General features: G+C 59.5%; 18 protein-coding genes. 12 read left to right on the top strand and 6 right to left on the bottom strand.

Translation table 11 applies throughout. The features are described from left to right. Positions 1–205: 205 nt before the first annotated feature. The 4 genes from DCO47_RS02385 to DCO47_RS02370 all read right to left on the bottom strand — a co-directional run bounded on the left by DCO47_RS02385 (position 206) and on the right by DCO47_RS02370 (position 6,429). Positions 206–583 carry a type 1 fimbrial protein gene (locus DCO47_RS02385; protein WP_064361719.1) on the bottom strand — a complete coding sequence of 126 codons (378 nt, stop codon included), beginning with the start codon at positions 581–583 and terminating at the stop codon, positions 206–208. Positions 584–686: 103 nt separating this feature from the next. Next, a complete protein-coding gene (locus DCO47_RS02380; RefSeq protein WP_064361720.1) occupies positions 687–4,319 on the bottom strand; it encodes a transporter substrate-binding domain-containing protein in 3,633 nt (1,210 codons plus the stop codon). Between the two features lie 7 nt (positions 4,320–4,326). Further along, positions 4,327–5,034: a response regulator transcription factor gene (locus DCO47_RS02375; RefSeq protein WP_042609798.1), complete on the bottom strand. Its 708-nt coding sequence runs from the start codon at positions 5,032–5,034 to the stop codon at positions 4,327–4,329. A gap of 174 nt (positions 5,035–5,208) precedes the next feature. Further along, the gene (locus DCO47_RS02370; protein WP_042609797.1) at positions 5,209–6,429 is read right to left on the bottom strand and encodes an EAL domain-containing protein; all 1,221 of its coding nucleotides are present in this window, start codon (positions 6,427–6,429) and stop codon (positions 5,209–5,211) included. 322 nt (positions 6,430–6,751) lie between these two features. Here DCO47_RS02370 and DCO47_RS02365 point away from each other — a divergent pair, with 322 nt between their 5' ends. From DCO47_RS02365 to DCO47_RS02355, 3 genes are all read left to right on the top strand, one after another. Further along, positions 6,752–7,357: a fimbrial protein gene (locus DCO47_RS02365; RefSeq protein ID WP_083352866.1), complete on the top strand. Its 606-nt coding sequence runs from the start codon at positions 6,752–6,754 to the stop codon at positions 7,355–7,357. A 69-nt stretch (positions 7,358–7,426) separates the two neighbouring features. Continuing rightward, entirely contained in the window at positions 7,427–8,176 is a 750-nt protein-coding gene (locus DCO47_RS02360) for a molecular chaperone (RefSeq protein ID WP_064361721.1), read from the top strand. 197 nt (positions 8,177–8,373) lie between these two features. Then, positions 8,374–10,833: a fimbria/pilus outer membrane usher protein gene (locus DCO47_RS02355; protein WP_256590072.1), complete on the top strand. Its 2,460-nt coding sequence runs from the start codon at positions 8,374–8,376 to the stop codon at positions 10,831–10,833. A 139-nt stretch (positions 10,834–10,972) separates the two neighbouring features. Here the strand turns inward: DCO47_RS02355 and DCO47_RS02350 are convergent, their stop codons facing one another. Then, complete coding sequence (locus DCO47_RS02350) at positions 10,973–11,878, bottom strand: LysR family transcriptional regulator (protein WP_116657372.1); 906 nt, start codon at positions 11,876–11,878, stop codon at positions 10,973–10,975. Between the two features lie 119 nt (positions 11,879–11,997). On the opposite strand from DCO47_RS02350, the gene DCO47_RS02345 reads away from it, so the two are divergent. Together DCO47_RS02345 and DCO47_RS02340 are read left to right on the top strand one after the other, a co-directional pair. Further along, positions 11,998–12,924 (top strand): alpha/beta hydrolase, encoded by a 927-nt coding sequence (locus DCO47_RS02345; RefSeq protein WP_165839176.1) that lies wholly within the window; start codon positions 11,998–12,000, stop codon positions 12,922–12,924. Between the two features lie 94 nt (positions 12,925–13,018). Next, positions 13,019–13,228: a hypothetical protein gene (locus DCO47_RS02340; protein ID WP_116657371.1), complete on the top strand. Its 210-nt coding sequence runs from the start codon at positions 13,019–13,021 to the stop codon at positions 13,226–13,228. A 1-nt stretch (position 13,229) separates the two neighbouring features. On the opposite strand, the gene DCO47_RS02335 is transcribed toward DCO47_RS02340, so the two are convergent. Next, positions 13,230–14,204, bottom strand: a complete 975-nt coding sequence (locus DCO47_RS02335) for an NAD-dependent epimerase (RefSeq protein WP_116657370.1) — start codon at positions 14,202–14,204, stop codon at positions 13,230–13,232. Between the two features lie 686 nt (positions 14,205–14,890). Between DCO47_RS02335 and rfaH the strand changes: the two genes are divergently transcribed. The 7 genes from rfaH (at position 14,891) to DCO47_RS02300 (ending at position 23,046) form a co-directional block, all read left to right on the top strand. Then, positions 14,891–15,409 (top strand): transcription/translation regulatory transformer protein RfaH, encoded by a 519-nt coding sequence (gene rfaH / locus DCO47_RS02330; RefSeq protein WP_064361725.1) that lies wholly within the window; start codon positions 14,891–14,893, stop codon positions 15,407–15,409. 51 nt (positions 15,410–15,460) lie between these two features. Then, positions 15,461–16,621, top strand: a complete 1,161-nt coding sequence (locus DCO47_RS02325) for an outer membrane beta-barrel protein (RefSeq protein WP_042609791.1) — start codon at positions 15,461–15,463, stop codon at positions 16,619–16,621. A gap of 12 nt (positions 16,622–16,633) precedes the next feature. Further along, positions 16,634–17,167 (top strand): polysaccharide biosynthesis/export family protein, encoded by a 534-nt coding sequence (locus DCO47_RS02320; RefSeq protein WP_042609790.1) that lies wholly within the window; start codon positions 16,634–16,636, stop codon positions 17,165–17,167. Positions 17,168–17,169: 2 nt separating this feature from the next. After that, positions 17,170–19,479: a polysaccharide biosynthesis tyrosine autokinase gene (locus DCO47_RS02315; protein ID WP_116657369.1), complete on the top strand. Its 2,310-nt coding sequence runs from the start codon at positions 17,170–17,172 to the stop codon at positions 19,477–19,479. Between the two features lie 66 nt (positions 19,480–19,545). After that, the gene (locus tag DCO47_RS02310) at positions 19,546–20,937 is read left to right on the top strand and encodes an undecaprenyl-phosphate glucose phosphotransferase (protein WP_116657368.1); all 1,392 of its coding nucleotides are present in this window, start codon (positions 19,546–19,548) and stop codon (positions 20,935–20,937) included. A 46-nt stretch (positions 20,938–20,983) separates the two neighbouring features. Beyond that, positions 20,984–22,342, top strand: coding sequence for a UDP-glucose/GDP-mannose dehydrogenase family protein (locus tag DCO47_RS02305; RefSeq protein WP_064361729.1), 1,359 nt, complete (start codon positions 20,984–20,986; stop codon positions 22,340–22,342). Then, entirely contained in the window at positions 22,339–23,046 is a 708-nt protein-coding gene (locus DCO47_RS02300; protein WP_065617238.1) for a WecB/TagA/CpsF family glycosyltransferase, read from the top strand. The genes DCO47_RS02305 and DCO47_RS02300 overlap by 4 nt, the downstream gene beginning before the upstream one ends. Positions 23,047–23,049: the final 3 nt, after the last annotated feature.

Below are 23,049 nucleotides of genomic sequence, written 5' to 3'. Positions count from 1 at the left end.
TAACCCACACCTTGATGACAGCTCACGCTAACGTTGGCGCGGCCTGGTTCAAGTGGTGTTGAGGGAGGGATTCTGTGACGCGGGAGGGCGGCGGCGAGCCTGAAGCGCGGGACGGTTCTGCACGAACCAGACAATTCTCATTAGTGACGCCCCTTTTTGTCAGTAACCTTGAAACAAGGGGCGCAGATTCATTCTTTCCAAGCCATCAAGGCAGCGTCATCGTCACGACGTAATTACCGGTCGTTATCTGGTGGCCCTTGTTGTCTGTCAGTAGCAGACGCTGGTCGTAGTATTTTTCCTGTTCATGGGTATCGGCAATCATTTTCACGAACACTTGCTGGCGCGGCTCACCCCGCCCTGCCGCACTGACGTTTTTCACCGTGAAGATCTGCCCGGTGCTTGCCTGCGGGCAGTCAAGCAGCTCGACAGAAAAATGGCTGCTGCCACTCGCCATGCAACTCGTCTCGACAATCTGTCCGCTGAAGCGAATCACCCCGCTGACGGGTGCAGACTGGGCCGCGGTGACGGTGTCGACACCGAGCAGGCAAAGACAGGCAATCAATAAAGGACGTCGAATGATCATCGCGAAACTCCATGGTTATTAACCAAGGTATCGCCCGTTGCAAAATGATCTTTAACGTCCGCTTCCATGCAAGGCCAGTCAGCATGGCCCTGCCTCGATACGGTTACAGCTCGACCCGTTTGATTTTCTTGATCAGATCAGCCTGTGCGTGCTCCAGCTTCAGCGCGCTGCGATTGATATCCAATGGATCGATGACCGGCGCTTCGCACTCGGCCTCAAGCTCGTTACACGCCTCGATGACCTGATGTTCGGCCACAATGCGCGCCGCGCCCTTGATTCTGTGCGCCAGGTCAGCCAACAGCCCGGGATCGCTTTCGGGAATCAGCGAATGCAACTCCTCCAGATCCTTTTCGCAACTCGACAGTGCCTCGCGCAGTAATTCTTTCATCATGTCGAGGTCGCCGCCGGTGAGCTCGTCAAGACGCTCGCGGATCGAACCCAGCTCCTTGACAGTCGCCGCAGGCGGACTTTCAACCGGCTCGGGTTCAAGATTTTTTTCCCAGCCGGCAAGCATGGTAGACAAGGTGCTGAGGCTGATCGGCTTGAACAGACAATCATCCATGCCCGCCTCTCGGCATTTCACTTTTTCTTCCGGCTGCGCGTTGGCTGTAAAGCCCAGCACAATGCACGGTGCGCCACCACTGTCGCGCTCATCCTGGCGAATGGTGCGGGCCAGCTCATAGCCGTTCATGACCGGCATGTTGCAGTCGGTGATCACAATGTCGAACGGCTCCGAGCGCCACAATGCCAAGGCCTGGGCACCATCGGCAGCATCACGCACTGCCTGGCCAAGAAAGCTGAGCTGCTGCGTCAGCAACAAGCGGTTTGCGCTCTGGTCATCCACTACCAGAATCCGCAGGGTCGGGACCGGTTTGTCCTGAATAACCGAAACAGGCAGCACCTTGCCGCCGAGCGGGCTGAGAATGTTGAAGAACAGCGACACTTCCAGGCAGGTGCCTTTGCCCAGCGTACTGGTGATATTCAGCCGCCCGCCCATCAATTCGCACAACGAACGTGAGATGGCCAGCCCCAGACCGGTGCCGCCCCTGTTCGAGGGGCCGTGATTGGCTTGCGAAAACGGCTGGAACAGGTTCTGCAGATCGGCGCTGGAAATGCCGATGCCGGTGTCCTCGACTTTGAGGTCGACCTGCAAACGCTCGTCAGCGAGGCGTTGACCACGAATCGAGACGCTGACATGACCGGTGTCGGTAAACTTGATCGCGTTACCCACGAGGTTTGAGAGCACCTGCTGAAAGCGCATCGGATCAACCAGCACGTCACAGCCGACATTGGCATCAATATCGAGCTTCAATACCAGGCTCTTTTGCCTGGCCAACCCGTCGAACACCCGCGCCACGGATTCGACCAATTCGCGCAGGTTGGCACGTTTTGGCGAAAGGCTGACATGGCCGGACTCGATGCGTACCACGTCGAGGATATCGCCGATCAGTTCCAGCAGACCTTTCGCCGAATCGTACGCCACTTCAATCGCCGGTCGATCGAAGTGGCCCTGCTCGGCACGCTTGAGGGTGAGTTCGAGCATGCCGATCACGGCACTCATTGGCGTACGGATCTCGTGGCTCATGGTCGCCAGGAACGTGGTTTTGGCGCGGCTCGACTCGTCAGCCAGCTCTTTCGCCGCACGCAATTCCTCGATCAGTTCGCGCCGTTCGCTGATGTCGATCCAGCCGCAGATCACGCCCCTGACCTCACCCGCGGTGTCGTGATAAGGCTGGATCCAGTGGTAAATGATCAGCCGTGTATCACCGACATGCAGCGTGCGATCCACCTCGTAAGGTTCATCCTGTTCGATGACGCGCAGGTAGTCGTCGTGAAATTGCAACGCCTCCTGACGATTGCGCTTGCCGCTTTCGAGCACGGTCTTGCCGATCACATCCTTTTCTATCAGGCCAAAGGTTTGCAGATAGTTGTTATTGCAGGTGACAAGTCGACCTTCCCGATCACGAACGTAAATGGGATGCGGCGTGCCGTTGATCAGCGCCCCCATGAACTTCAGCTGATCGCCAAGCAAACGCTCTGCACGACTGCGTTCGCGGATCTGCCGGCGGATATAGAAATTCCACGCCAGCGATCCCAGGATAATCAGGAAGGCGCCAGCGCTGATCTGGTAGATCAACGCCTTGTAGTCGCGCCACGACAGTCCCGAGAACGCTGCGATGGGACGCCAACGGTTGAGGATCACGTCCAGCTCGTCTGGCGGAATGCTCAGCAGCGCCTTGTTCAGAATGCTGACCAGTTCGGTATCGGCGCGCCGGGCGGCAAAGGCGAGGAACCCTTTGTTCATGCCGACGATGTTGGAGATGCGCAAACTGTCGCTATAAATGTGAGCGATGTAATAACGCGCACTGTGCAACGTGGTAATCATCGCGTCTGCCCGCCCGTCTTTCACGTCAGCCAGCGCGCCCAGCACTGTTTCGTTGTCGACGATCTCGATGTCGGGATAATCCTTGAGCAGCTCGCGCTCCGCCGAGCTTTCGGGAACCGCGACACGCTTGCCGCGCAGTTCCTGCAGGCTTGAAGGCGCGCCTGCATCCTTGGTAGTGACGATCACGAAGGGACTGGCGAGAAACGGATGAGTGAAACGCATGCCGACTTCACGCGAGACGGTTGGCGTCAGCAGCGAGATATCGGCGCTGCCATCAAGCAGACGCGTGCTCAGGCTGGAAAAACTGTCAGTGCGTTCTACATCGATCTGCAAACCGGTGCGGCGCTGAATCAGCTCCAACAGATCAGCGCCGATCCCGCCAAAATTGCCATCGCCATCAAAGAACGCAAACGGTGCCTGATCGTCATTGATCACAAACCGCGCCACCGGGTGCAGCTCAAGCCAGCGTGCCTCGCCGGGTGTCAGGTCAATACGTTTGGGTGTCAGCGCCCCGCCGCCGCCGGACCAGCGCTTGGTGATCTCGCCTATCTTCCCCTCACCCATCGACTCGATGACCGAGTCGATCAGACGCAGCAGTTGATCATTACCTCGGCGCAAGGCAAAGCTGAAACCGCTGGTTTGGGTTTTGACGAAAGAGTGCAGACGCACATAGTTGAAGTAGTTGAGGTTGATCAGATAATTGCTGGACACCGTGTCGCCCAGGAACAGATCGACTTTGCCAAAGGCCAGCGCAGCCAGTGCGAGCTCGTTCGATGGAAAAAGCACGAACTCGGCGTTGGGATACAACCCGTGCAATTGACTGGAAGGCAGGTAATCGTCGGCAACCGCAATACGCAAACCGGCCAGATTGGCCGGCATCGGTCGCCGATCATCGCCGCGCATGAACATCGCCGGCACGTCTTCGACATAAGGTTTGCTGAGCGTGACGAGGCCATCGATCAACTCGAAACTGTTGGAGCTGCCCAACATGTCGATGTCGCCACGCTCGAGCGCCGCCATGGCGTCGCGACGGTCGGGATAAGCCTTGACGGTAACTTCGACGTGCAAGGCCTGGCCGATAATGCAGGCGATGTCGGCGGCAATCCCCTCGTAACGTGTACCGCTGGCGGTCATGACATAGGGCGGGAAATCCGGAAGCGCCGAGCCCAGCACCAGACTGCGCTTCTGCCGCAGCCAACTCCAGTCTTCATTGGCCAGATCGAGCTGCAGCTCCTTGCAGTCCGATCGACCGAACACCTGCAGAGTGCGCGGCTCTGCTGCCCACAACAACCCGCTACCGAACACGAAAAGCACACTGGCTAGCAAAACACCGCGCAACAGATGAAACATAAGCGAGTTATCCCTGGTTGTCCGCCGTCAGGCTGTGCTGCAACTTGAACAGCTCTGCATCACCACGAATGCCAAGCTTTTTGAAAGCGGCCTGTTTTTGCCCGCTGATGGTTTTGCGACTGCGCGAGAACTTCAAAGCGATCTGCGTCACTCCCATTCCCTCCAGGCAGCAGCGCAAGACTTCTTTCTCTTTCGGTGACAGCAGAGGATTGCTGAGGAAATCGTCGCTGTGCGCCGCGCCGTCGTCATTGGCACCGGCAGGTTCATCGACCGACGCAGGCAGCACATCGAGCTCGAAGGCCATTTCCGGCGACAGGTACAACTGCCCGGACGCAGCACTGCGGATGGCGGTGATCAGGTCATCGACCGACTGCGACTTGCCGAAGAATCCGCTGACGCCCGCCCCGATCGCCATGTTCACCACCGCCGGGCGTTCTTCGGAAGATGAGACAAGGATGCGCATGCCCGGATATTGCTTGCGCAGCAGGCGGATCAGATTAAGCCCGTCCAGCTCCCCATCGTGCAGCTTGTAGTCGAGTATCAGCAGGTCGATTTCGATCTCGCGCAACCCGGCGAGCAACTGCGCGCTGCTCCCGTACACACCCACGACACTGAACTCGGCTTCGCGCGTCAGCCGCGATTTCATCGCCAGACGTATGAGCGAGTGATCATCAAGGATGGCAACGCGTAACGGATTCACGACTGACCAATGCATGAACAGCTCCATGATGAGGAGGGTTGGAGAACCATCAGCACTTGGCAACCGCAGCAAATCCCGGGCATTACCGAAGCATTCAGGTGCATCTGATTGATTTCTCGGCACATCATGAGTGTTTTGCAGGCGCGACGAAATAGGGCTTTGTCCCAAAAGTCAGACTGCCCGCTCGCATCAGCGATCAGACGTGCCTATGGCGCGGCGCCAGGACGACTTTTGCCCCTCGAAGCGCCAATCGACCAGATGGGCCCAGTTCATGGGTCGAGCATAAAAGAAGCCCTGCCCCCACTGACAACCCAGCCGCGCCAGGTGGTGAACCTGATCGGCGGTTTCGATGCCTTCAGCCACCACCCGCATGTCCAGCTCGCGCGCCAGGGCCAGCGCACCGTGGATGACCGCGCTGTAGCGCGCCTGCTGGAAATTCTGCACGAAACCGGCGTCGAGTTTGATTTCGTTGAACGGCATCTGACACAGGCGCTCCAGCGAAGAATAGCCGACACCGAAATCATCGATCGCCAGGCTGAAACCCAGCATGCGCAGGCGCACCATGTTTTCCATGCTGATCTCGGGCATCTGCAGCAGACCGGTTTCCGTCAGCTCGAATATGAGCCCGGCTGGCGAGGCGCCGTGGATGCGCAGCAGCGCCTTGATCCGGTCGACAAGGTTCGGGTTGGCCATCTGCGTGACGTCAAGATTGAACGCCAGCTTGAACGGCTTGCCGTGAGACTGCACGAAGCGCTGCAGACTCAGTCCTTGCGTGAGCAGGCTGAAAAACATTTCATCGAGCAGCCCGCAACGCTCGATCGTTGGCAAGAACATACCCGGCGAAAGCAATCCGCGACTGGGGCTCTGCCAGCGCACCAGCACTTCGGCGCCATCCACCTCACCACTGCGCAGATGAAACTTGGGCTGGAAGTACGCGCGAAATTCCTGCCGGCGAATGGCTTCAAGCACTTCGCTCTCCGAAGGCTGATCGAGCTGACTTTCCGCCACTTTGGCATCGACCTGAGTGTGCGGCCGGTAGCGAGCCAACAACGGCGCCAGCACATCGACCATCAACGGCTTGCCGACACTGCCGAGCAATTCCAGGCCCTGCAACGTGACGATCCGGTCAACCGTGCGCAACAGGTCTTCAGGCAGTGAACTGCAGATGATCACTGCGCGAATCAATCCGGCCTCTCTCGCCAGGCGCAAAAACGTCAAACCATCCATCCCGGCCATGCTCAGGTCACACAACGCAACGTCCACGCCCCCTGCCTGGGAGATCACGGCCAGCGCATCCTTGCCGTCAGCCGCCTGAAAGATATTTTTGTAACCCAGGCTATTAAGCGCACTGACCGCCGCCGTGCGCTGGAAGGCGTGATCTTCCAATACCAATAAACGAAGCGTGTTCACAAACCCGGAACCTCTTTCTATCAGCCATTAATAGTGGAAAGTCTGAATCATCTTTCAAGCAGGACGCCCGCTCACAAACTTTGCATTGACTGAGAATTTCTGCACCCGCGAATACTAACCAGACACAAACTGCACGACTTTGAGAATTGTCTCATTTAGTTCGCCACACCATTGACCGCAAATATAGCTGCGCACTTGCGATAGTGCTGACTTGCTCGCACTTGCCGAGCTTTAAGACAAATCTCAAAGACTTACAACTAACACAGACCTAAGATGGCCTGGCATTTCAATGCAGCACTTCACAATAACTTCGGATATAAACATGAAAAAGTTCGCTTTCGCAGTACTCACTCTTTCCGTACTGGCTGCCTCCACTGGCGCAGTGGCTGAAGAAGAAGCCGCCAAAGCTGTCAAGGGCGGCAGCGGTCAAATCAGCTTCACCGGCGTTATCAATAACGACGCCTGCTCGGTAGACGGCGCTTCGGGTAACGACAAGATGATTGCCGTGGACATGGGCAGCGTTTCGATCAAGGACATGGGCACCGACTCTGCCCCGGGCGCCGGTCGTGTGGCTGCCAACGATTTCAACCTGAAAGTGAACTGCAACGCCGGCACCAAGGTTTCGATGCTGTTCAAACCAACCGTCAATGGCGGTTCGGGCCTGGTTGATGGCAAGAAAGTTCTCAAGCTGCAAGGTACCGATGCGGCCAAAGGCGTCGGTATCGCGCTGCTGGACAGCAATGGCCAGTTGATCGATCTGAGCTCCGAAGCCACCGCCAAAGTGCAGACCAGCCTGACTGGCGACGGCACCACTGGCGGCGACGGCACCCTGTCGTTCGCAGCCGCTTACGTCACCACCGGCGACAAGACCGCTGCTACTGCAGGTACCGGTAACGCCACTCTGCCGTTCGTTCTCGAATACGAATAAGCAGCGCGCAATACCTGGACGGGGCCGCTGTGCCCTGTCCTTCCCAGCCTGAATTAATCGGTGAACACTATGTTAAGTCGCTATTTTCCGCTTTGCCTGGGACTTGCCGGAGTGTTGATGACGCACTCGGCATTCGCCAGCATTTCCTTGAGTTCCACCCGGATCATTTTCGATGGCGCGCACAAAGAAGCGAACGTCACCGTGCGCAATGGCGGGCAAACCATTCTGGCGCAATCGTGGCTGGACGCCGGCGACGCCGCTGGCAGCGCGCCGCCTTTCGCGGTAACCCCACCGCTGGCCAAACTCGAGCCCAATCAACAGCAACTGCTGAGGATACTTTATGAGGGCCGCGGCATGCCTGCGGACAAAGAGTCAGTGGTGTGGCTGAACGTGCAGGAAATCCCCCAGGCCAGTGCTGCCGATGTCAATACGCTGCAACTGGCGGTGCGTCAGCGCATCAAGGTTTTCTTCCGCCCGGACGGACTCGCCGGTGACGCCGCAAAGGCGCCGGAGCAACTTGCATGGCAGTTGGTTACACAGGCTGGCAAGTCGATGCTGCAAGTAAAAAACCAGAGCAATTACCACGTATCGCTGGCAGATCTGAAAATCGCTGCTGGAAAAAAAGCGGAGCTGGTAATTGATTCGACAATGATCGTTCCCGGCGAAGTCCGTTCGTTCAATCTGAAAGAGTTGCCAGCCGGTTCTTCGCGCTTGAGTTTTTCAGCCATTAACGACTACGGCGCACAACAAAGATTTGACGCACCACTGAGCGCCACCGAAAGTCATGCCGAGCGCGTGAAAGATGCCTCCGCGCAGTAACTTCCCCGCCCTACCCTGCCAACTTACAAGCTATTCACAAGTTCCGGACTCCGGTTGAAGCAACACGGACTGATAAGGCAAATTGCATGTTTTCCTCCCAACACCACACATCTCCAAGTTGTGTTAAGCATCACGTTGCGCGTCAGAAAAACAAAACGGCGTTGGGCTGCCTGCATCCATTGTGCTTTGCAATCAACATGGCCATTTGTGGATTTGCCGTGGGTGCCGAAGCCCCGGCCGCAGTGGCGAGTGAATCTTTCAACACGCTGTTCCTTGAAGGCTCATCGGCGGTCGATCTGCAACCCTTGTTGAATGCCAACAGCGTACTGCCGGGCCAATATCGCGTTGACGTTTACAGCAACGGCACGCTGGTCGGTCGACGCGACGTTGATTTTGCGGCCAACCCGGTCAACGGCAAAGTCGAACCGCGCATCACCCTGGAACTGTTACAGCAGCTGGGTGTGGACATGCGCAAACTGCGTGAGCAAGGTCTGGTTGACGAGCAACACCCTGCCGATCACTACGACCTGCCCGCGATGATCGAGCAAGCCAGTCTCAGTTTTGACGCCAACCGCCTGCGCCTCAATATCAGCGTGCCGCAGGTGGCGATGGCTCGTGGCATGCGTGGTTATGTCGATCCTGAGCTTTGGGACGAAGGCGTGGCCGCCGGCTTCATCAACTATCAGTTGAGCAGCACCCGCAGCAAAACCGATTACTCGACGCAAATCTCCAATAACCTCGGGCTGCGCAATGGCATAAACCTGGGCGCCTGGCGTTTGCGCAACGAGTCCAACCTGAGCAGCGCCACCGGCCGGCCCAATCGGTTCGTCAGCAACCGTACCTTCATCCAGCGCGACCTCACGGCGATCAAGGGGCAACTGAGTGCGGGTGAAATCTTTTCCGATTCGGATCTGTTCGACAGCGTGCGCTATCAAGGCGTCAAGGTGGCCTCTGATGAGGGCATGCGCGCAGACAGTGAGCGCGGCTATGCGCCGATCATTCGTGGCGTGGCTGAAACCAATGCAACGATCGAGGTCCGCCAGGATAACTACATTCTCTACACCACCAACGTGCCGCCGGGCCCGTTCGAGATCAGTGATATCTATCCATCGGGCTCCAACGGCGATCTGGAGATCACCATTGTTGAAGCGGATGGACGGCGCAAGGTCACCCGCCAGGCATTCTCCGCCCTGCCGACGATGGTGCGTGAGGGACAGTTGAAGTACAGCCTGTCGAGCGGCAAATTCAATAACAACAGCGAGGGCTACGACAAGCCGGCCTTCCTCAGCGGCACGTTCGCCTATGGCTTGACCAGCAACCTGACAGGCATTGCCGGCCTTCAGGCCAGCAATGGTTTCAAGGCGCTCTCATTCGGCGCGGCGAAGAATACCTCGATTGGCGCGATGTCCCTGGACGTCACGCAATCGTCCAGCAAGGCCTTTGGCAAAACCACCCAGGGCAGCAGCATACGCGCGCTCTATGCAAAGACCTTCACCGGCACCGATACCAGCTTCACCCTCGCCGCCTATCGTTATTCGACCGAGGGTTACCGCACGCTGACCGACCATGTGCAGGACACCAGCGCCGGCGCAACCCGACGCCTGGGTAATTCCAAAACCCGCACCGATCTTACGGTCAACCAGACCTTGGGCGAAGCACGCCAGTTCGGCTCGTTGTACTTGAACGCCAGTGACCAGCGCTATTGGGATCGCGGCGGCTCGCGGAGCTTTTCCGCCGGTTACAACAACAACTGGCGCGACCTGAACTACAACATCAGCCTGAGCAAAACCCAGGAATTCGGCGCGCGCGGTGAGACCAACAACGACACACAACTGAGTGTTTCGATTTCCTTCCCGCTCGGATCGACGCCTCGCGCACCGCGTGCCTACATTTCCAGCAACCATCAAAATACAGGGACCAGCACCCAAGCCGGGATCAACGGTTATCTGACCGAGGACAGCGACACCTACTACTCGGTGCAGACCGGGCGCAGTGTCCAGGGCGATCGTTCTGGCTCGCTGAGCCTGAGTACCCGCACATCGATGGGCGACCTGAGCCTGGGTTACAACCGGGGCAACGGTTATGAATCACAGAACCTGAGTGCCGCCGGATCGCTGGTGGCCCATGCAGGCGGCATCAATATGGGCCAGACCGTCGGCGAAACGTTCGGCCTGGTGGAAGTGCCCGGCATGTCGGGCGTCGAAGTCAGCAGCTATTCAGGCGTGAAAACCGGCCTGAACGGCTACGCGGTTTTGCCTAACGCGCAACCGTATCGCGTGAACTGGGTGACGCTGGACACGCGTAACCTGGGTGGTGAGATCGAGCTGGACAATGCCACTCAGCAACTGGTGCCAAGACGCGGTTCGGTGGTTCTCGCGCGATTCGAAGGCAGCAAAGGCAGACGCGTCCAGTTCGAGCTGTACGACGCCAACGGACAGGCAATTCCATTCGGCGCCGTGCTGTTGGATAGCGACGGCAAACAACTGGCATTGTCCGATCCGACGGGCAAAGCCCTGGCGCTGGTGACCAAAGACCACGGTGTCATCACCATCAAGTGGCAGGGCAAAAGCTGCCCCGTGCCGTACAAGCTGCCGGAAAAGGTTGAAGGTTTGAACTACGAGCAATACCGGTTGGCCTGCTCTTCGAGCGCGAAGTAGATCGACCGCTAGCTTGTCACTCTATGCCCCTCAGCCAAAACTCAGCCCTGATGATTCAGGGCGTTTTTAATGCGCGCGGTTTGGACATTGCCGTCATCAATACCGTCGGAATTTGCAAAACAGCTGCAAAGACCGGCAATCATTCCCAAGGCGCCGGCGACCACGCTTCCACCAGCCTGTCGATGAACAGCCGAATCTTCGGCGACAGGTGTCGCTTGCTCGGGTAAATAACCCGGATAGGCTCGGCAGCCTCGGCGTAATCTGCGAGCAACTGCACGAGCTTGCCACTGCGCAAGTCATCGTTGACCACATAGGATGGCAACGTCGCGATACCGAGGCCTGCGGCAGTCGCCTGATGCAAGGCTTCGGCGCTGTCCATTTGCAGCCGTCCGGCATGAATGACAGGCACAGGCTGACCGTTGATGCGGAAGTTCCACGGCAGCAATCGGCCGCCGCTGACGAAGTGCAGGCACGCATGCGCGGCGAGATCTTCGGGTGTCTGCGGTGCCGGATATTCATTCAGATAATTGGGCGAGGCACAGGTGATCATTTGCTGGTAAGCCACCGTCCGCGTGAGTAGCCCGGAGTCTTCCTTGGGCGGACCGATGCGAATCGCCAGATCGAAACCTTCGTCGATCAGGTCGACCAGCCGATCGGAAAACGTCGCGTCGATGGCGAGCGACGGCCAGTCTCTCAAGCAGCGCTCGATGTGCTGCACAACGTGCAGCCGGCCCAGTGCTACCGGCAGGCTCATGCGCAAGCGGCCGCTGGGCGTCGTACGGCGGAAAGCCAAAGCCTCTTCGACCTCGTCCAGATCCTGCAAGATGCCCACACATCGCTCATACAGCACCCGACCATCGTCGGTCAGGCTCAGGCTGCGGGTTGTGCGGTTAAGCAGGCGCACCTGCAGACGCGATTCGAGGCGCACGATCGATTTACCGACGGCCGAGCGGGTCAGCCCGAGTTGCCTGGCCGCCGCCGTAAAACTTCCGGTATCCACCGAGGCGACGAAGGCGGCGATGTCGTTCAGGTTATGCAGTTCCATGAGGCCTCCGGGTTTTGGCATTCAGGCGGCTTGGCACCGATTATGGGGAACCCTATTCCCCAATAAGCAGCATAACATCTCGATTAGTTAACCCATCACTAACGCCTGATCGAGGTCATATGAACACTGAAGTAAAAGCAGCCGTGCAAACCTGGGCCAACAGCCTCAGCGATCTGGTACCCGTGCTCAAGGGCACCGATACCACCACAAAGATGAGCGACATCCGCGATGCCTACGCAAAAATGCTCGGGCAGAATCAGCCGCCGGCTGGCGTGAGGTTTGAAACAGTCGACATGGGCGGCGTGCCCGCTACGCTGGTGACTCCGGATGAGCTCAAGACCGACGCGGTGCTGATGTACATCCACGGTGGCGCCTACATCGTCGGTCGACCTGACGGCTACCACGGCATTGGCGGCAACTACGCAAAAATGCTTGGCGCACGGGTGTACATGCCGGATTACCGCCTCGCACCGGAGCATCAGTTCCCCGCCCCCATCGATGACACTTTGCGCGCCTACGAGTGGTTGCTTGAGCAGAACATCACCGCCAGCAAGATTGCCTTCGCAGGCGAGTCGGCGGGTGGCGCGATGGTGGTCAGCGTGATGGTCGCGGCAAAATCCAAAGGCTTGCCCTTGCCCGCAGTGGGTTCGTCCATCTCGCCATGGGCCAACCTCGAACACACCGGAGCCTCCATGAGCAATCGTGAAGGCCTTGATCCGCTGAACTCCAAGCCAGTGCTGGACATCCTCGCGCGAGCCTTTCTCGGCGACACCTTGGCCAACCATCCGCTGGCCTCGCCGGTGTTCGCCGACGTCACCGGGTTGCCACCGATTCTTGTGCAGATCGGCGAAAACGAACTGATGCTCAGTGACGCCATGCGTCTGGCCAGTCACCTGGCGGACAACCGCGTCCGGGTCAATCTTGAAGTGTGGCCTGGTATGTTTCACGCCTGGCATTTCTACGCGGCCATGCTGGCCGAGGGGCACCAGGCGCTGGAGAGTTCGGTGCGGTTTATCGAGACGGGGTTGATTGGGGCTAATCGCTGATCAGACAGCATCCGCGGCTGATCGGGGGCACTTCTGGCTGTATTGCTCGGCGCCTTGGCGGTATGGTGGTTTGCCGTCCGCCGAGGAACCCTGAATGCCGGAAAAACCACCAGCCCCCAACGACACCGCCAGTGCAGCCGACATCGAGCGTGCGATTCTGGCCTTGAACAAAATGGCCGAACGCCTGTGGGGCGACGGTCGTGAAGCCGAGGCCAAAGCGCTGCTCGATGCACTGGATGCGCTGAATCGCGCCCTTGACCGGATCCGCATTGGGGAAAGTCGCAGGGCCGTCACCCTGCACTGAATCAGACCTGATAGAACTCGCGATACCACTGCACGAACGCTTGCACGCCCTGCTCGATCGGCACCTGCGGGCTGAAGTCGATGCAGCGTGCCAGCGCCGACACGTCGGCCCAGGTTTTCAGCACATCGCCCTCCTGCATCGGCAGATAACGGCGCTGCGCTTTCATGCCCAATGCCTGCTCCAGGCATTCGACGAAGCTCATCAGCGCCACCGGACTGCCGCGTCCAATATTGAACAAGCGGTTGGTGCCGCGCTCCCCGCTGAGTGTGGGAGGTTTGTCGAGCAAGCGGAAAATCGCTTCGACGATGTCGTCGATATAGGTGAAATCCCGCGCCATTTCGCCTTGGTTGTAGATGTCGATGGCGCGCCCTTGCAGCATCGCCTCGGTGAATTTGAACAGCGCCATGTCCGGTCGGCCCCACGGGCCGTACACGGTGAAAAAGCGCAGGCCGGTAGCCTGTAATCCGTAGAGATGGCAGTAGCTGTGCGCGAGTAGTTCGTTGGCGCGTTTAGTCGCGGCGTACAGCGAAACCGGCTGATCGACCTGATCGTCTTCGCGAAACGGCATCCGGATGTTGGCACCATAGACCGAGCTGCTGGAGGCGTAGATCAAGTGGGCCGGCGGATGATGCCGGCAGGCTTCGAGGACGTTGAGAAAGCCGACCAGATTCGATTGCGCGTAGGCGTCGGGATTGTCGAGGGAGTAGCGGACTCCGGCCTGCGCGGCGAGGTGAATGACCTGTTTGAATCGGCCCTCCACGAACAGCGCGGTCAATGCTGCCGGGTCGACGATGTCCAGCCGCTGGAAAGTGAAATTGGTCAGCGTTTGCAATCTGTGCAACCGCGCCTGTTTGAGTTTGACGTCGTAGTAAGGATTCAGATTATCGATGCCAACGACCGAAAATCCCTCGCGACTTAAACGCATGGCCGTGTGATAACCGATAAACCCTGCTGCCCCCGTTACCAGAACGCTCATGATTACCCCGATTTACCAGCTCGACTTTCAAGGGATGCGCATTGCCGGACATATCACGAGAGTCTGGCGGCAACTATTCATAGACGAGCCAAGTTGCTGAAGCCAGCGACATCCGACGCAAGGCATTTAATGACCGCACTTTTTGCGCAGCGAAAGATGTAAGATTGAAACTAATTTGCTATCACAGCCGCCATCTAATCGCAACGACTTCAATAACTCGGAAAAGTTTAAAAAATCCGACGAATAGATTTCGACCATAAAGATCAATGATTTACGAAACATGGCCATTATCAGCGGATGAAAGGCAGTCTTTTTGACTGTTATTAATTGACAGCTAGCAAAGACTGGCCGATAACTAATCCCTGCCCGATGAGCTCGCGCCGATGCGCACTTTCCCGCTCTCTGGCTACTTATGTAAGTGGATCCTGAAGGTCGCAACTGCGAACCGTGCGGTAGCTTTGCCTGAACAAAAGCCGCCGGATCGTTATAGCCAAGACGGCCACGGATATAACAATAACCCACCTAAGTTGATTCATTTTTGAAACACTTCTTCTGCCAATAAACATTGATGCATCTGGCTCGGCACTTTGCCTTGATCAGCCTACTACCTACTAGCAAGCATGACGGCTCGTCCCACGTTATCGGCCGCCTTGCTTAAACGATCGCTATGTATGGAGTACTCCAGCATGCTAACGGTTTGCCGCAACGGTTCTAACTGGTATTTATTGCAGTGCAAGCCCCGCCAGGATGAACGGGCACAACTCAATCTGCAGCAACAGAACTATTCGACCTTTCGGCCGCAGCTGATGAGCGAGCGCAGTATTCGTGGCAAACGCCAACGAACCCTGGAATCGCTGTTCCCCGGCTACGTGTTCATTCAGTTGAGCCGTGACGATAATTGGGCGCCGATTCGCTCGACCCGCGGCGTCAGTCGCATCGTCGAATTCAACCACGTCCCGGCCCGGGTCGATGAAGACGTGATCGCACAATTGCGTGAACGCAGCCAGGAGTCGATCGGTTTTCCCGCCGAGCCGACGCTCAAGCCTGGCGAACCTTTGCAGATCGTCCAGGGCCCACTGTCCCTGCTCGAGGGTGTGTTCCTGTCCATGCAGGGCGATGAGCGCGTGATGATCCTGCTCAATTTCCTCAACCGCCAACAACACGTAAGCGTCCCGCTGAGTTACCTCGAACGCCAGCGACAATAGTCCGGATCCGCTTCGCCCTGACACCGACCCCCTCTATCAGGAGCGTGATCCATGGCTCTGAAGCCTCGCTGTTCCCTGGTTTTAGTCGTCGCCTGCTGCGCCCCCGAAGCTGCCTGGAGCGTTGAGCCGCAAGCGATCAATGTCTACGGCTTCGATTTCACCCCGACCTTCGCCTTGTCGGAAAGCTACGACGACAACTTTCGTGAAGTCGAACATGACGTCGAGTCAACCATGGTCACCCGCCTGGCGCCGGCCTTCGAGCTCAAGGCCGAGGATCGCAACAGCGCTACGCGGGTGATCTGGGAGCCGACCCGATACATCTATCACAGCGCCTCGGACGCTTCGAACACCGCCCAGCGTCTGCGCGCCGACAGCATCATGGAGTTCACCGACCGGCATCGGCTGAAACTCGAAGCCGAGGCGCGCAAATACGAGCGCACCACCTCGACCGCCGTCGACGGCATCAACGACAAGATCGAAAGCAAGCGCGTCGGCGGCGTCTACACCTTCGGCGCGCGCAGCGCGCTGAACCAGATCGACCTTGGCGCCAGCTACGCCCAACTGCGCTATGACAACGCCGACGGCATCAACGATGACAAGGAGCGCAACACCAGCAACCTCACCACCACCTGGTATCACCGCCTCGGCAGCAAGACCCGCGGCCTGCTCGAATACGACCACACGCGCTTCGACTACCTGCAATCGAACAGCCCGCGCAGCAGTCGCTCCGATGCGGTGCTGGCCGGGGCCGAATGGGACATGACCGCAAAAACCACCGGCAAATTGCGCGTCGGCTACGAGCGCAAGAACTTCGACCAGAGCGGCTCCGACGATCTGAGCAACCCGACCTGGCAAGTGGATCTGGCGTGGAAACCGCGCACCTACTCGACGTTTACCTTCCTCGCCCGCCAGGCCATGGCCGAAGGCGACGACGGTTCCGACGCGGTGAAAGCCACCTTCACTCAGGTCGGCTGGCGCCACGGCTGGACCGAACGCATCACCAGCGTTGCCGAAGTCGGCATGGGCCATTACGTCTACGAAGGCCAGGACCGCAGCGACGATCTGCAGGATTACAAACTCGGCGTGATTTACGAAATGCGCCGCTGGCTGGACGTCGAACTCGCCTATCGGCACCGCGACAACGACTCCGATGCCGACAACGAAAGCTTCACCCGCAACGTCTTCCAGATCACTTTCGACGTCAGTCTGTAGGAGGGTTGGGCCATGCACTCGCGCCTGATTTTACTGTTGTTGCTGCTCTGGACAGTGCCCACGGTCGAGGCGGCGGACAGCAACGCCGATTACCGCCTTGCTGCCGGCGATGTCTTGCGCATCACGGTGTTCGGCGAGCCGGAACTGAGCTTCAAGAAGATCCGCCTGAACGACGCCGGCACCTTCTCCTACCCGTTTCTCGGCGAAATCGTCGCCAAGGGCCTGACGCCCAATCAGGTCGAACAGAAGATCGTCGACGGCCTCAAGCAAGGCTATCTGGTCGATCCGAAAGTCAGCCTCAGCCAGATCGAATACCGCCCGTTCTACATCAATGGCGAAGTGCAAAAGCCCGGCAGCTATCCGTTCCAGCCCGGCCTGACCCTGGAAAAAGCCATTGCCCTGGGTGGCGGCCTGACCGAACGCGCCTCAATGAAACGCGTGACGATCCTGCGCGGCAGCGGCGGCCCGCCGGTCACTGAAAACATCTCGCGCACCACCGTCATCGCCCCCGGCGACACCATTTCCATTGCACAAGGCTTTTTCTGATCATGGACAACAGCCCAAGCACCTACCTTGAACGTCCGCTTCAGAGCCACTCGCAAACGCAAGCGGCCGATGAGTCGGACACCCTTGATCTGCTGCACCTGTGGCGCGTGATCTGGTCAGCGAAGTGGAATATCGCCTGGCTGGTGCTGCTCAGTAGCGCGCTGGCCGTGGCGGCGCTGTCGTTGATCACGCCGCAGTACGTCGGCAGTGCGACGTTGCTGATCAAGGACAAGACGCCGCCCGTCATGAGTTTTCAGCAAGCCGCTGAAGCCGGAGGCGCCACCACCACCGATTACCTGCAGACCCAGCAAGCCCTGCTGCAATCGCGGGAACTGGCCGAGCGCGCCGTGCGCAAGCTCGGCCTCACCACGAACCCGATCACCGATCCGCGCCAGCAGGCGCAGAGCTGGTTCACCCCGCGCCAATGGCTGGCCGACCTCAATCGTGACCAATGGCTGCCATGGCTGGATCTGCTGCCGCCACCGAAGCCGCCAGCGACCGAAGAACAGGTATTCAACGACGTCACGCAGAACCTGATGCTGCACACCAGCGTCAAGTTTGTCGGCAAGAGCCAGTTGCTGGAAATCGACGTCGAACTGCCCGACCCGGCCCTCGCTGCGGCGGTGGCCAATGCCCTCGCCCAAGGCTTCATCGACAGCCAGCAGGACACCAGCCTCAAGTCCTCGCAAAACAACACCAGCTGGATGAACACCCGCCTGGTCGAGTTGCGCGACAACCTGCGCGTGGCCGAAAACAAGTTGCAGGGGTATCGCGAAGAACAGGGTCTGGTCGATGTCGACGGTGTCGCGACGATCAGTGCCAACGAACTGCAAATGACCGGCAACCGCATGATCGATGCACGCCGCGATCGCGCCGAAGCGGAGAGCCAGTTCCGTCAGGCGCAGTCCTTGAGCAACGGCGACATCAGTCGCTTGTCGAGTGTGCCGGCGGTGCTGAGCAACCCGCTGATTCAGCAGTTCCAGGCCGACCTGGCCAAGGCCCAGGCCAAGGTCGAGGAGTTGTCGGGCCGCTACGGGCCCAAGCACCCGGCACTGATATCCGCCCGTTCCGAACAACGCACGGCGGCCAACAGCCTGCGTCTGCAGGTGCAGCAAGTGGTCGCCGGCATCGAACGCCAATATCAACTGGCGGTGGCCAGCGAGGACGCGTTGCGCAAATCCTTCAACAGCAACAAGGCGCAGATTCAGGACATTTCGCGCAAGGAATTCCAGCTGCGCGAATTCCAGCGGGAAGTCGACAGCACCCGCGCGCTGTATGAAACCTTCGTCACTCGTCTCAAGGAAACCGCCGCCACCTCGGACATGGATTCGGCCAAGGCGCGCATTGTCGACCCGGCGATCGCCCCGCTGGAAGCGAGCAAACCGCGCAAGAACCTGATCCTGGCAATCGTTGCGCTGGTGGCTGCGGTGGTTGGCGTCGCCCTCGCCTTCCTCTTCGATACGCTGAGCAACACCTTCAAGACCGACGACACCGTCGAGAGCCTGCTCAATGTGCCGCTGCTCAGCGTGGTGCCGCTGGTGATGAAGAAGAGCCGTCGACAATTGGCGCGGCTGTTCGAAGACAACGATCACCCGCGCTTCTGCGAAACCATCCGCAACCTGCGCACCTGGCTGATGCTGCAAAACAACGAGCGCCCGGCGCAGGTGGTGCTGGTCACGTCCTCGGTGTCCGGCGAAGGCAAGAGCACCATCGCCAACAATCTCGCTTCGTCGCTGGCGCCGCTGGAACGGGTGCTGCTGATCGATGCCGACATGCGGCAGCCGACGCTGTCGCTGAACTTCGATTTCCCGCCAGAGAGCCCCGGCCTCGCCAACCTCATGGCCGGCACCGCGCGGCTGGAAGACTGCATTCGCAGCGTCGGCAATCTCGACATGCTTCCGGCCGGCTGCCTGGCACCGTCGATGCTGGATCCGTTCGACGCACCACGACTGAAAGCCTCGAGCAGTTCGAGCAACGCCGTGGCCCCCGCGCAGGATTTGCTCAGTTCGCCACGCCTCGGCCGGTTGTTGCACATTCTCAAGTCGCGCTACCGGCACATCATCATCGATTCGCCGCCAGCGGAAATCGTCAGCGACGCGCTGTTGCTGGCCCAGCATTCCGACGCGGTGATCTACGTGGTCAAGGCGCAGAGCACGCCGGTCGGCCAGGTGCGCAAAAGCATTGCCGTGTTGCAGCAGAGCCAGGCGCCCGTATTCGGCGTGGTGCTCAATCAGGTCGATCTGCGCAAGGCGCGCAAGTACGGCCATGGCCATTCCCGTTCCTTCTACGACTACGACTTCGCCCCGCGCTGATTCTCCGGGCCGTGCCGCCCGGCAGCAGCCATCCCTTCCCTGTTCGATGAATCGGAGATCGTGCCGATGACCTCGCAATATTCCGCGCAAATGGCACAGCGTCGCGGCCTCACTTTCTGGGGGCAATGGTTGTGCGCAATGACCCTGGTCAACCTGTTGCTGATGGTGCTGGTGCACTGGCGCATCGGCGCCTTGCCCAGTGAATACCGGCTGCTGATCATCCTCACCGTGCTCGGCTCGATGCCGGTCTACAGCCTCGTCCAGGTCTATCACAAACGTCATGGCCTGCTGGTCGGGCTCGGACGCTTGCTCGCCGGCTGGCTGATTCTGCTCGGGCTGCTGATGAGCATCGCCTTCGTCACCCAGACCAGCGCGTTGTTTTCCCGGCAGGTGGTGATTGTCTGGGCGGTGGTGGGTTTTCTTGCTCAGGCGGCGACGTTTCTGCCGCTGCATCTGTTCGTGCGCATGTACACCAAGATGATCTGCAACGAGCGCCGCGCGGTGATCATCGGCACCTGCCCGACCGCCCATGAGCTGGCACGTAAACTCCTCGACCCGGATCGCGCGCTGCTGCTCGGTTTCGTCGCGGCAAAAGCCGACAGCGGCCCGGCGCCGAGCATTCTGCCGCTGCTCGGCGAGGTTGAGGACATCCGCGAAATCATCACCCGCTTGCAGGCGCGGCGGGTGTACATCGTGCTGCCGATGGCCGAGGCGGCGACCATCGAAGCGTTGTACATCAACCTGCTCGACATGAACGTCGACGTGGTGTGGATTCCGGATCTGGGCAGCATGGTGTTGCTCAATCATTCGATCTCCGAGATCGAGCGGATGCCGGCGATCTACCTCAACGAAAGCCTGCTCACCTCGCATCCCGGCAGCCTGTTCTGCAAGGACCTGTTCGAACGCAGCGTCGCAGCGGTGGCGCTGATTCTGCTCAGCCCGCTGCTGCTCGGCGTGGCCATTGCGGTCAAGCTGACGTCGCCGGGGCCCGTGCTGTTCAAGCAGAACCGCCATGGCTGCGACGGCGAAGTGATCCGCGTGTGGAAGTTTCGCTCGATGCGCGTGCACGACGATCAGCAAGTGCGTCAGGCCACCCGCGACGACGACCGCGTCACACCGCTGGGACGCTTTCTGCGGCGCAGCTCCATCGATGAGCTGCCGCAACTGTTCAACGTGCTGTTCGGGCACATGGCGCTGGTCGGGCCGCGCCCGCACGCAGTCACCCACAACATCTATTACACCGGCAAGGTCCGCGCCTACATGGCGCGGCATCGGCTCAAGCCTGGCATCACCGGTCTGGCGCAGATCACCGGGCACCGCGGCGAAACCGAGACCGTGGAAAAGATGCAGCGCCGGGTCGCCCAGGACCTCAATTACATCAATCAATGGTCGCTGTGGCTGGACATCAAGATCCTGCTGAAGACGCCCTTCACCCTGTTCTCGAAAAACATCTACTGACTGCGGCCAGCGCTCTGGCCCACCCCGCCGCGCATGAGGTTTTCCCATGAATGTGAGTGTATTCGGTATCGGTTATGTCGGACTGGTCCAGGGCGCCGCGCTGGCCGAGGTCGGCCACAACGTGCTGTGTGTGGATGTCGACGCGGCCAAGGTGCAGGCCTTGAACGACGGCAGCCTGCCCATTTACGAACCGGGGCTGAAAAGCCTGGTGCGGGAAAACCATCACAGCGGTCGCCTGCAATTCGGCAGTGATCTGGCCGCTGCGGTAAAGCACGGCGACGTGTTGTTGATCGCCGTTGGCACCCCACCGGACGAGGACGGTTCGGCGGATCTCAAACATGTGCTGAGCGTCGCCCGTACCATCGGCGAGCACCTGCGCGGCGAGCAGATCATCGTCGACAAATCCACGGTCCCGGTGGGTACGGCGGATCGGGTGCGCGAGTGCATCAACACCATCCTCGCCGAAAGCGGCCGCGCTGCGCTGACCTTCGACGTGGTGTCCAACCCGGAATTCCTCAAGGAGGGCTGCGCGGTCGACGACTGCATGCGCCCGGACCGAATCATCATCGGCACCGACAGCCCCCGCGCCGAAGCGGTGATGCGCGAGCTGTACGAACCGTTCAATCGCAACCGCGAAAAAATCATCGTCATGGACGTGCGCAGCGCCGAGCTGACCAAGTACGCCGCCAACTGCATGCTGGCGACCAAGATCAGCTTCATGAACGAGATGGCCGGGCTTGCCGAAAAGCTTGGCGCCGACATCGAAATGGTCCGCCACGGCATCGGTTCGGATCCGCGCATCGGCTACCAGTTCATCTATCCCGGCATCGGTTACGGCGGTTCGTGTTTTCCCAAGGATGTGCGTGCGCTGATCCATGCCGCCCACGGCGTCGACATCGATGCGCGCCTGCTCAGGGCGGTGGAGTCGCGCAACAATGAGCAGAAAAGCACGCTGTTCCACAAGATTGCCGATCACTTCAACGGTGCCCTTGAAGGCAAAACCTTTGCCCTCTGGGGCCTGAGTTTCAAGCCCAACACCGACGACATGCGCGAAGCCCCCAGCCGCGTGTTGATGGAAGCGTTGTGGCGCGCTGGCGCCAGCGTGCAGGCGTTCGACCCGAAAGCCATGGAGCAGGCGCAGCAGCTTTACGGCCCGCGGGACGACCTGACCCTGGCCGGCACCAAAGAGGCGGCGCTGAAAAATGCCGACGCGCTGGTGATCGTCACCGAGTGGCAATCGTTTCGCGCGCCGGACTTCGAATTGCTCGCCCGCCAGCTGAAAAACCCGCTGATCTTCGATGGCCGCAACCTGTTCGATCCGCAACGCCTCAGCGCGCGCGGCTTCACCTACATCAGCGTGGGCCGGCCGACCTGCGCCGCAGAAGCACAGGATCTCGCGTCATGATCCGCCTGGAATTGCTGGATCGTTATTCGCCGGCGCTGCTGGAATCGAACCGGGCGTTCTCCTTTCTCAACTTCGCCTCGATCGGCAGTTTCATCCGCCAACCGCCGCCGTCGCTGGCGTATTTCTGCGACGGCATGCTGATGTCCGGGTTCATGTCGCGCATTACCGGGCGCGCGGTGGAGCGGGTCAGTTTCGATTTCACCTCGATTGCCGATCCGGTGTTGCGCGAGTCCGAGCAACGCGGCAAACGCGTCTACGTAGTCGGCGCGCGGCAGGCGGAGCTTGATCGTTTCGTGGAGAAGCTCGGCACGCAGTACCCGCGCCTGCAGCTGGTTGGCGCGCACAACGGTTACTTCGACGCCGAGCAAGGCGCGGCGCTGCAGGCTGACATCCGTCGGCAGCGGACCAACCTGCTGTTGGTCGGCCTCGGCGCCGGGCTGCAGGAGCGTTTTGTCCTCGATGCGCTGCGCGGGGGCTTCAGCGGCGTGGCATTCACCTGCGGCGGTTTCATTCGTCAGGAGGCGAATGCCAGCGAGCGCTACTACCCCGACGCCATCAACCGCCTGCACCTGCGCGCCTTCTACCGCATGTACCGCGAGCCGCACACGATCAAGCGTTACCTGCTCGACTACCCGAGCAATGCCCTGCGCCTGACCGAACTGATTCTGCGCCAGCAAGTGGCGATCAATGTCACCGCCCCATGAGGA

The organism is Pseudomonas sp. NDM (assembly GCF_003105095.1).
In the GTDB taxonomy this organism is placed as follows: Bacteria; Pseudomonadota; Gammaproteobacteria; order Pseudomonadales; family Pseudomonadaceae; genus Aquipseudomonas; species Aquipseudomonas moraviensis_A.
The sequence above is the reverse complement of the archived record's forward strand: the minus strand, read 5'-3'. Positions and strand labels throughout refer to the sequence as shown.

What these genes read in the sequence shown, in the direction of transcription:
- DCO47_RS02385 (WP_064361719.1), bottom strand. Translation starts at nt 583, where the DNA reads ATGATCATTCGACGTCCTTTATTGATTGCCTGTCTTTGCCTGCTCGGT.
- DCO47_RS02380 (WP_064361720.1), bottom strand. Translation starts at nt 4,319, where the DNA reads ATGTTTCATCTGTTGCGCGGTGTTTTGCTAGCCAGTGTGCTTTTCGTG.
- DCO47_RS02375 (WP_042609798.1), bottom strand. Translation starts at nt 5,034, where the DNA reads ATGCATTGGTCAGTCGTGAATCCGTTACGCGTTGCCATCCTTGATGAT.
- DCO47_RS02365 (WP_083352866.1), top strand. Translation starts at nt 6,752, where the DNA reads ATGAAAAAGTTCGCTTTCGCAGTACTCACTCTTTCCGTACTGGCTGCC.
- DCO47_RS02360 (WP_064361721.1), top strand. Translation starts at nt 7,427, where the DNA reads ATGTTAAGTCGCTATTTTCCGCTTTGCCTGGGACTTGCCGGAGTGTTG.
- DCO47_RS02355 (WP_256590072.1), top strand. Translation starts at nt 8,374, where the DNA reads ATGGCCATTTGTGGATTTGCCGTGGGTGCCGAAGCCCCGGCCGCAGTG.
- DCO47_RS02350 (WP_116657372.1), bottom strand. Translation starts at nt 11,878, where the DNA reads ATGGAACTGCATAACCTGAACGACATCGCCGCCTTCGTCGCCTCGGTG.
- DCO47_RS02345 (WP_165839176.1), top strand. Translation starts at nt 11,998, where the DNA reads ATGAACACTGAAGTAAAAGCAGCCGTGCAAACCTGGGCCAACAGCCTC.
- DCO47_RS02340 (WP_116657371.1), top strand. Translation starts at nt 13,019, where the DNA reads ATGCCGGAAAAACCACCAGCCCCCAACGACACCGCCAGTGCAGCCGAC.
- DCO47_RS02335 (WP_116657370.1), bottom strand. Translation starts at nt 14,204, where the DNA reads ATGAGCGTTCTGGTAACGGGGGCAGCAGGGTTTATCGGTTATCACACG.
- rfaH (WP_064361725.1), top strand. Translation starts at nt 14,891, where the DNA reads ATGCTAACGGTTTGCCGCAACGGTTCTAACTGGTATTTATTGCAGTGC.
- DCO47_RS02325 (WP_042609791.1), top strand. Translation starts at nt 15,461, where the DNA reads ATGGCTCTGAAGCCTCGCTGTTCCCTGGTTTTAGTCGTCGCCTGCTGC.
- DCO47_RS02320 (WP_042609790.1), top strand. Translation starts at nt 16,634, where the DNA reads ATGCACTCGCGCCTGATTTTACTGTTGTTGCTGCTCTGGACAGTGCCC.
- DCO47_RS02315 (WP_116657369.1), top strand. Translation starts at nt 17,170, where the DNA reads ATGGACAACAGCCCAAGCACCTACCTTGAACGTCCGCTTCAGAGCCAC.
- DCO47_RS02310 (WP_116657368.1), top strand. Translation starts at nt 19,546, where the DNA reads ATGACCTCGCAATATTCCGCGCAAATGGCACAGCGTCGCGGCCTCACT.
- DCO47_RS02305 (WP_064361729.1), top strand. Translation starts at nt 20,984, where the DNA reads ATGAATGTGAGTGTATTCGGTATCGGTTATGTCGGACTGGTCCAGGGC.
- DCO47_RS02300 (WP_065617238.1), top strand. Translation starts at nt 22,339, where the DNA reads ATGATCCGCCTGGAATTGCTGGATCGTTATTCGCCGGCGCTGCTGGAA.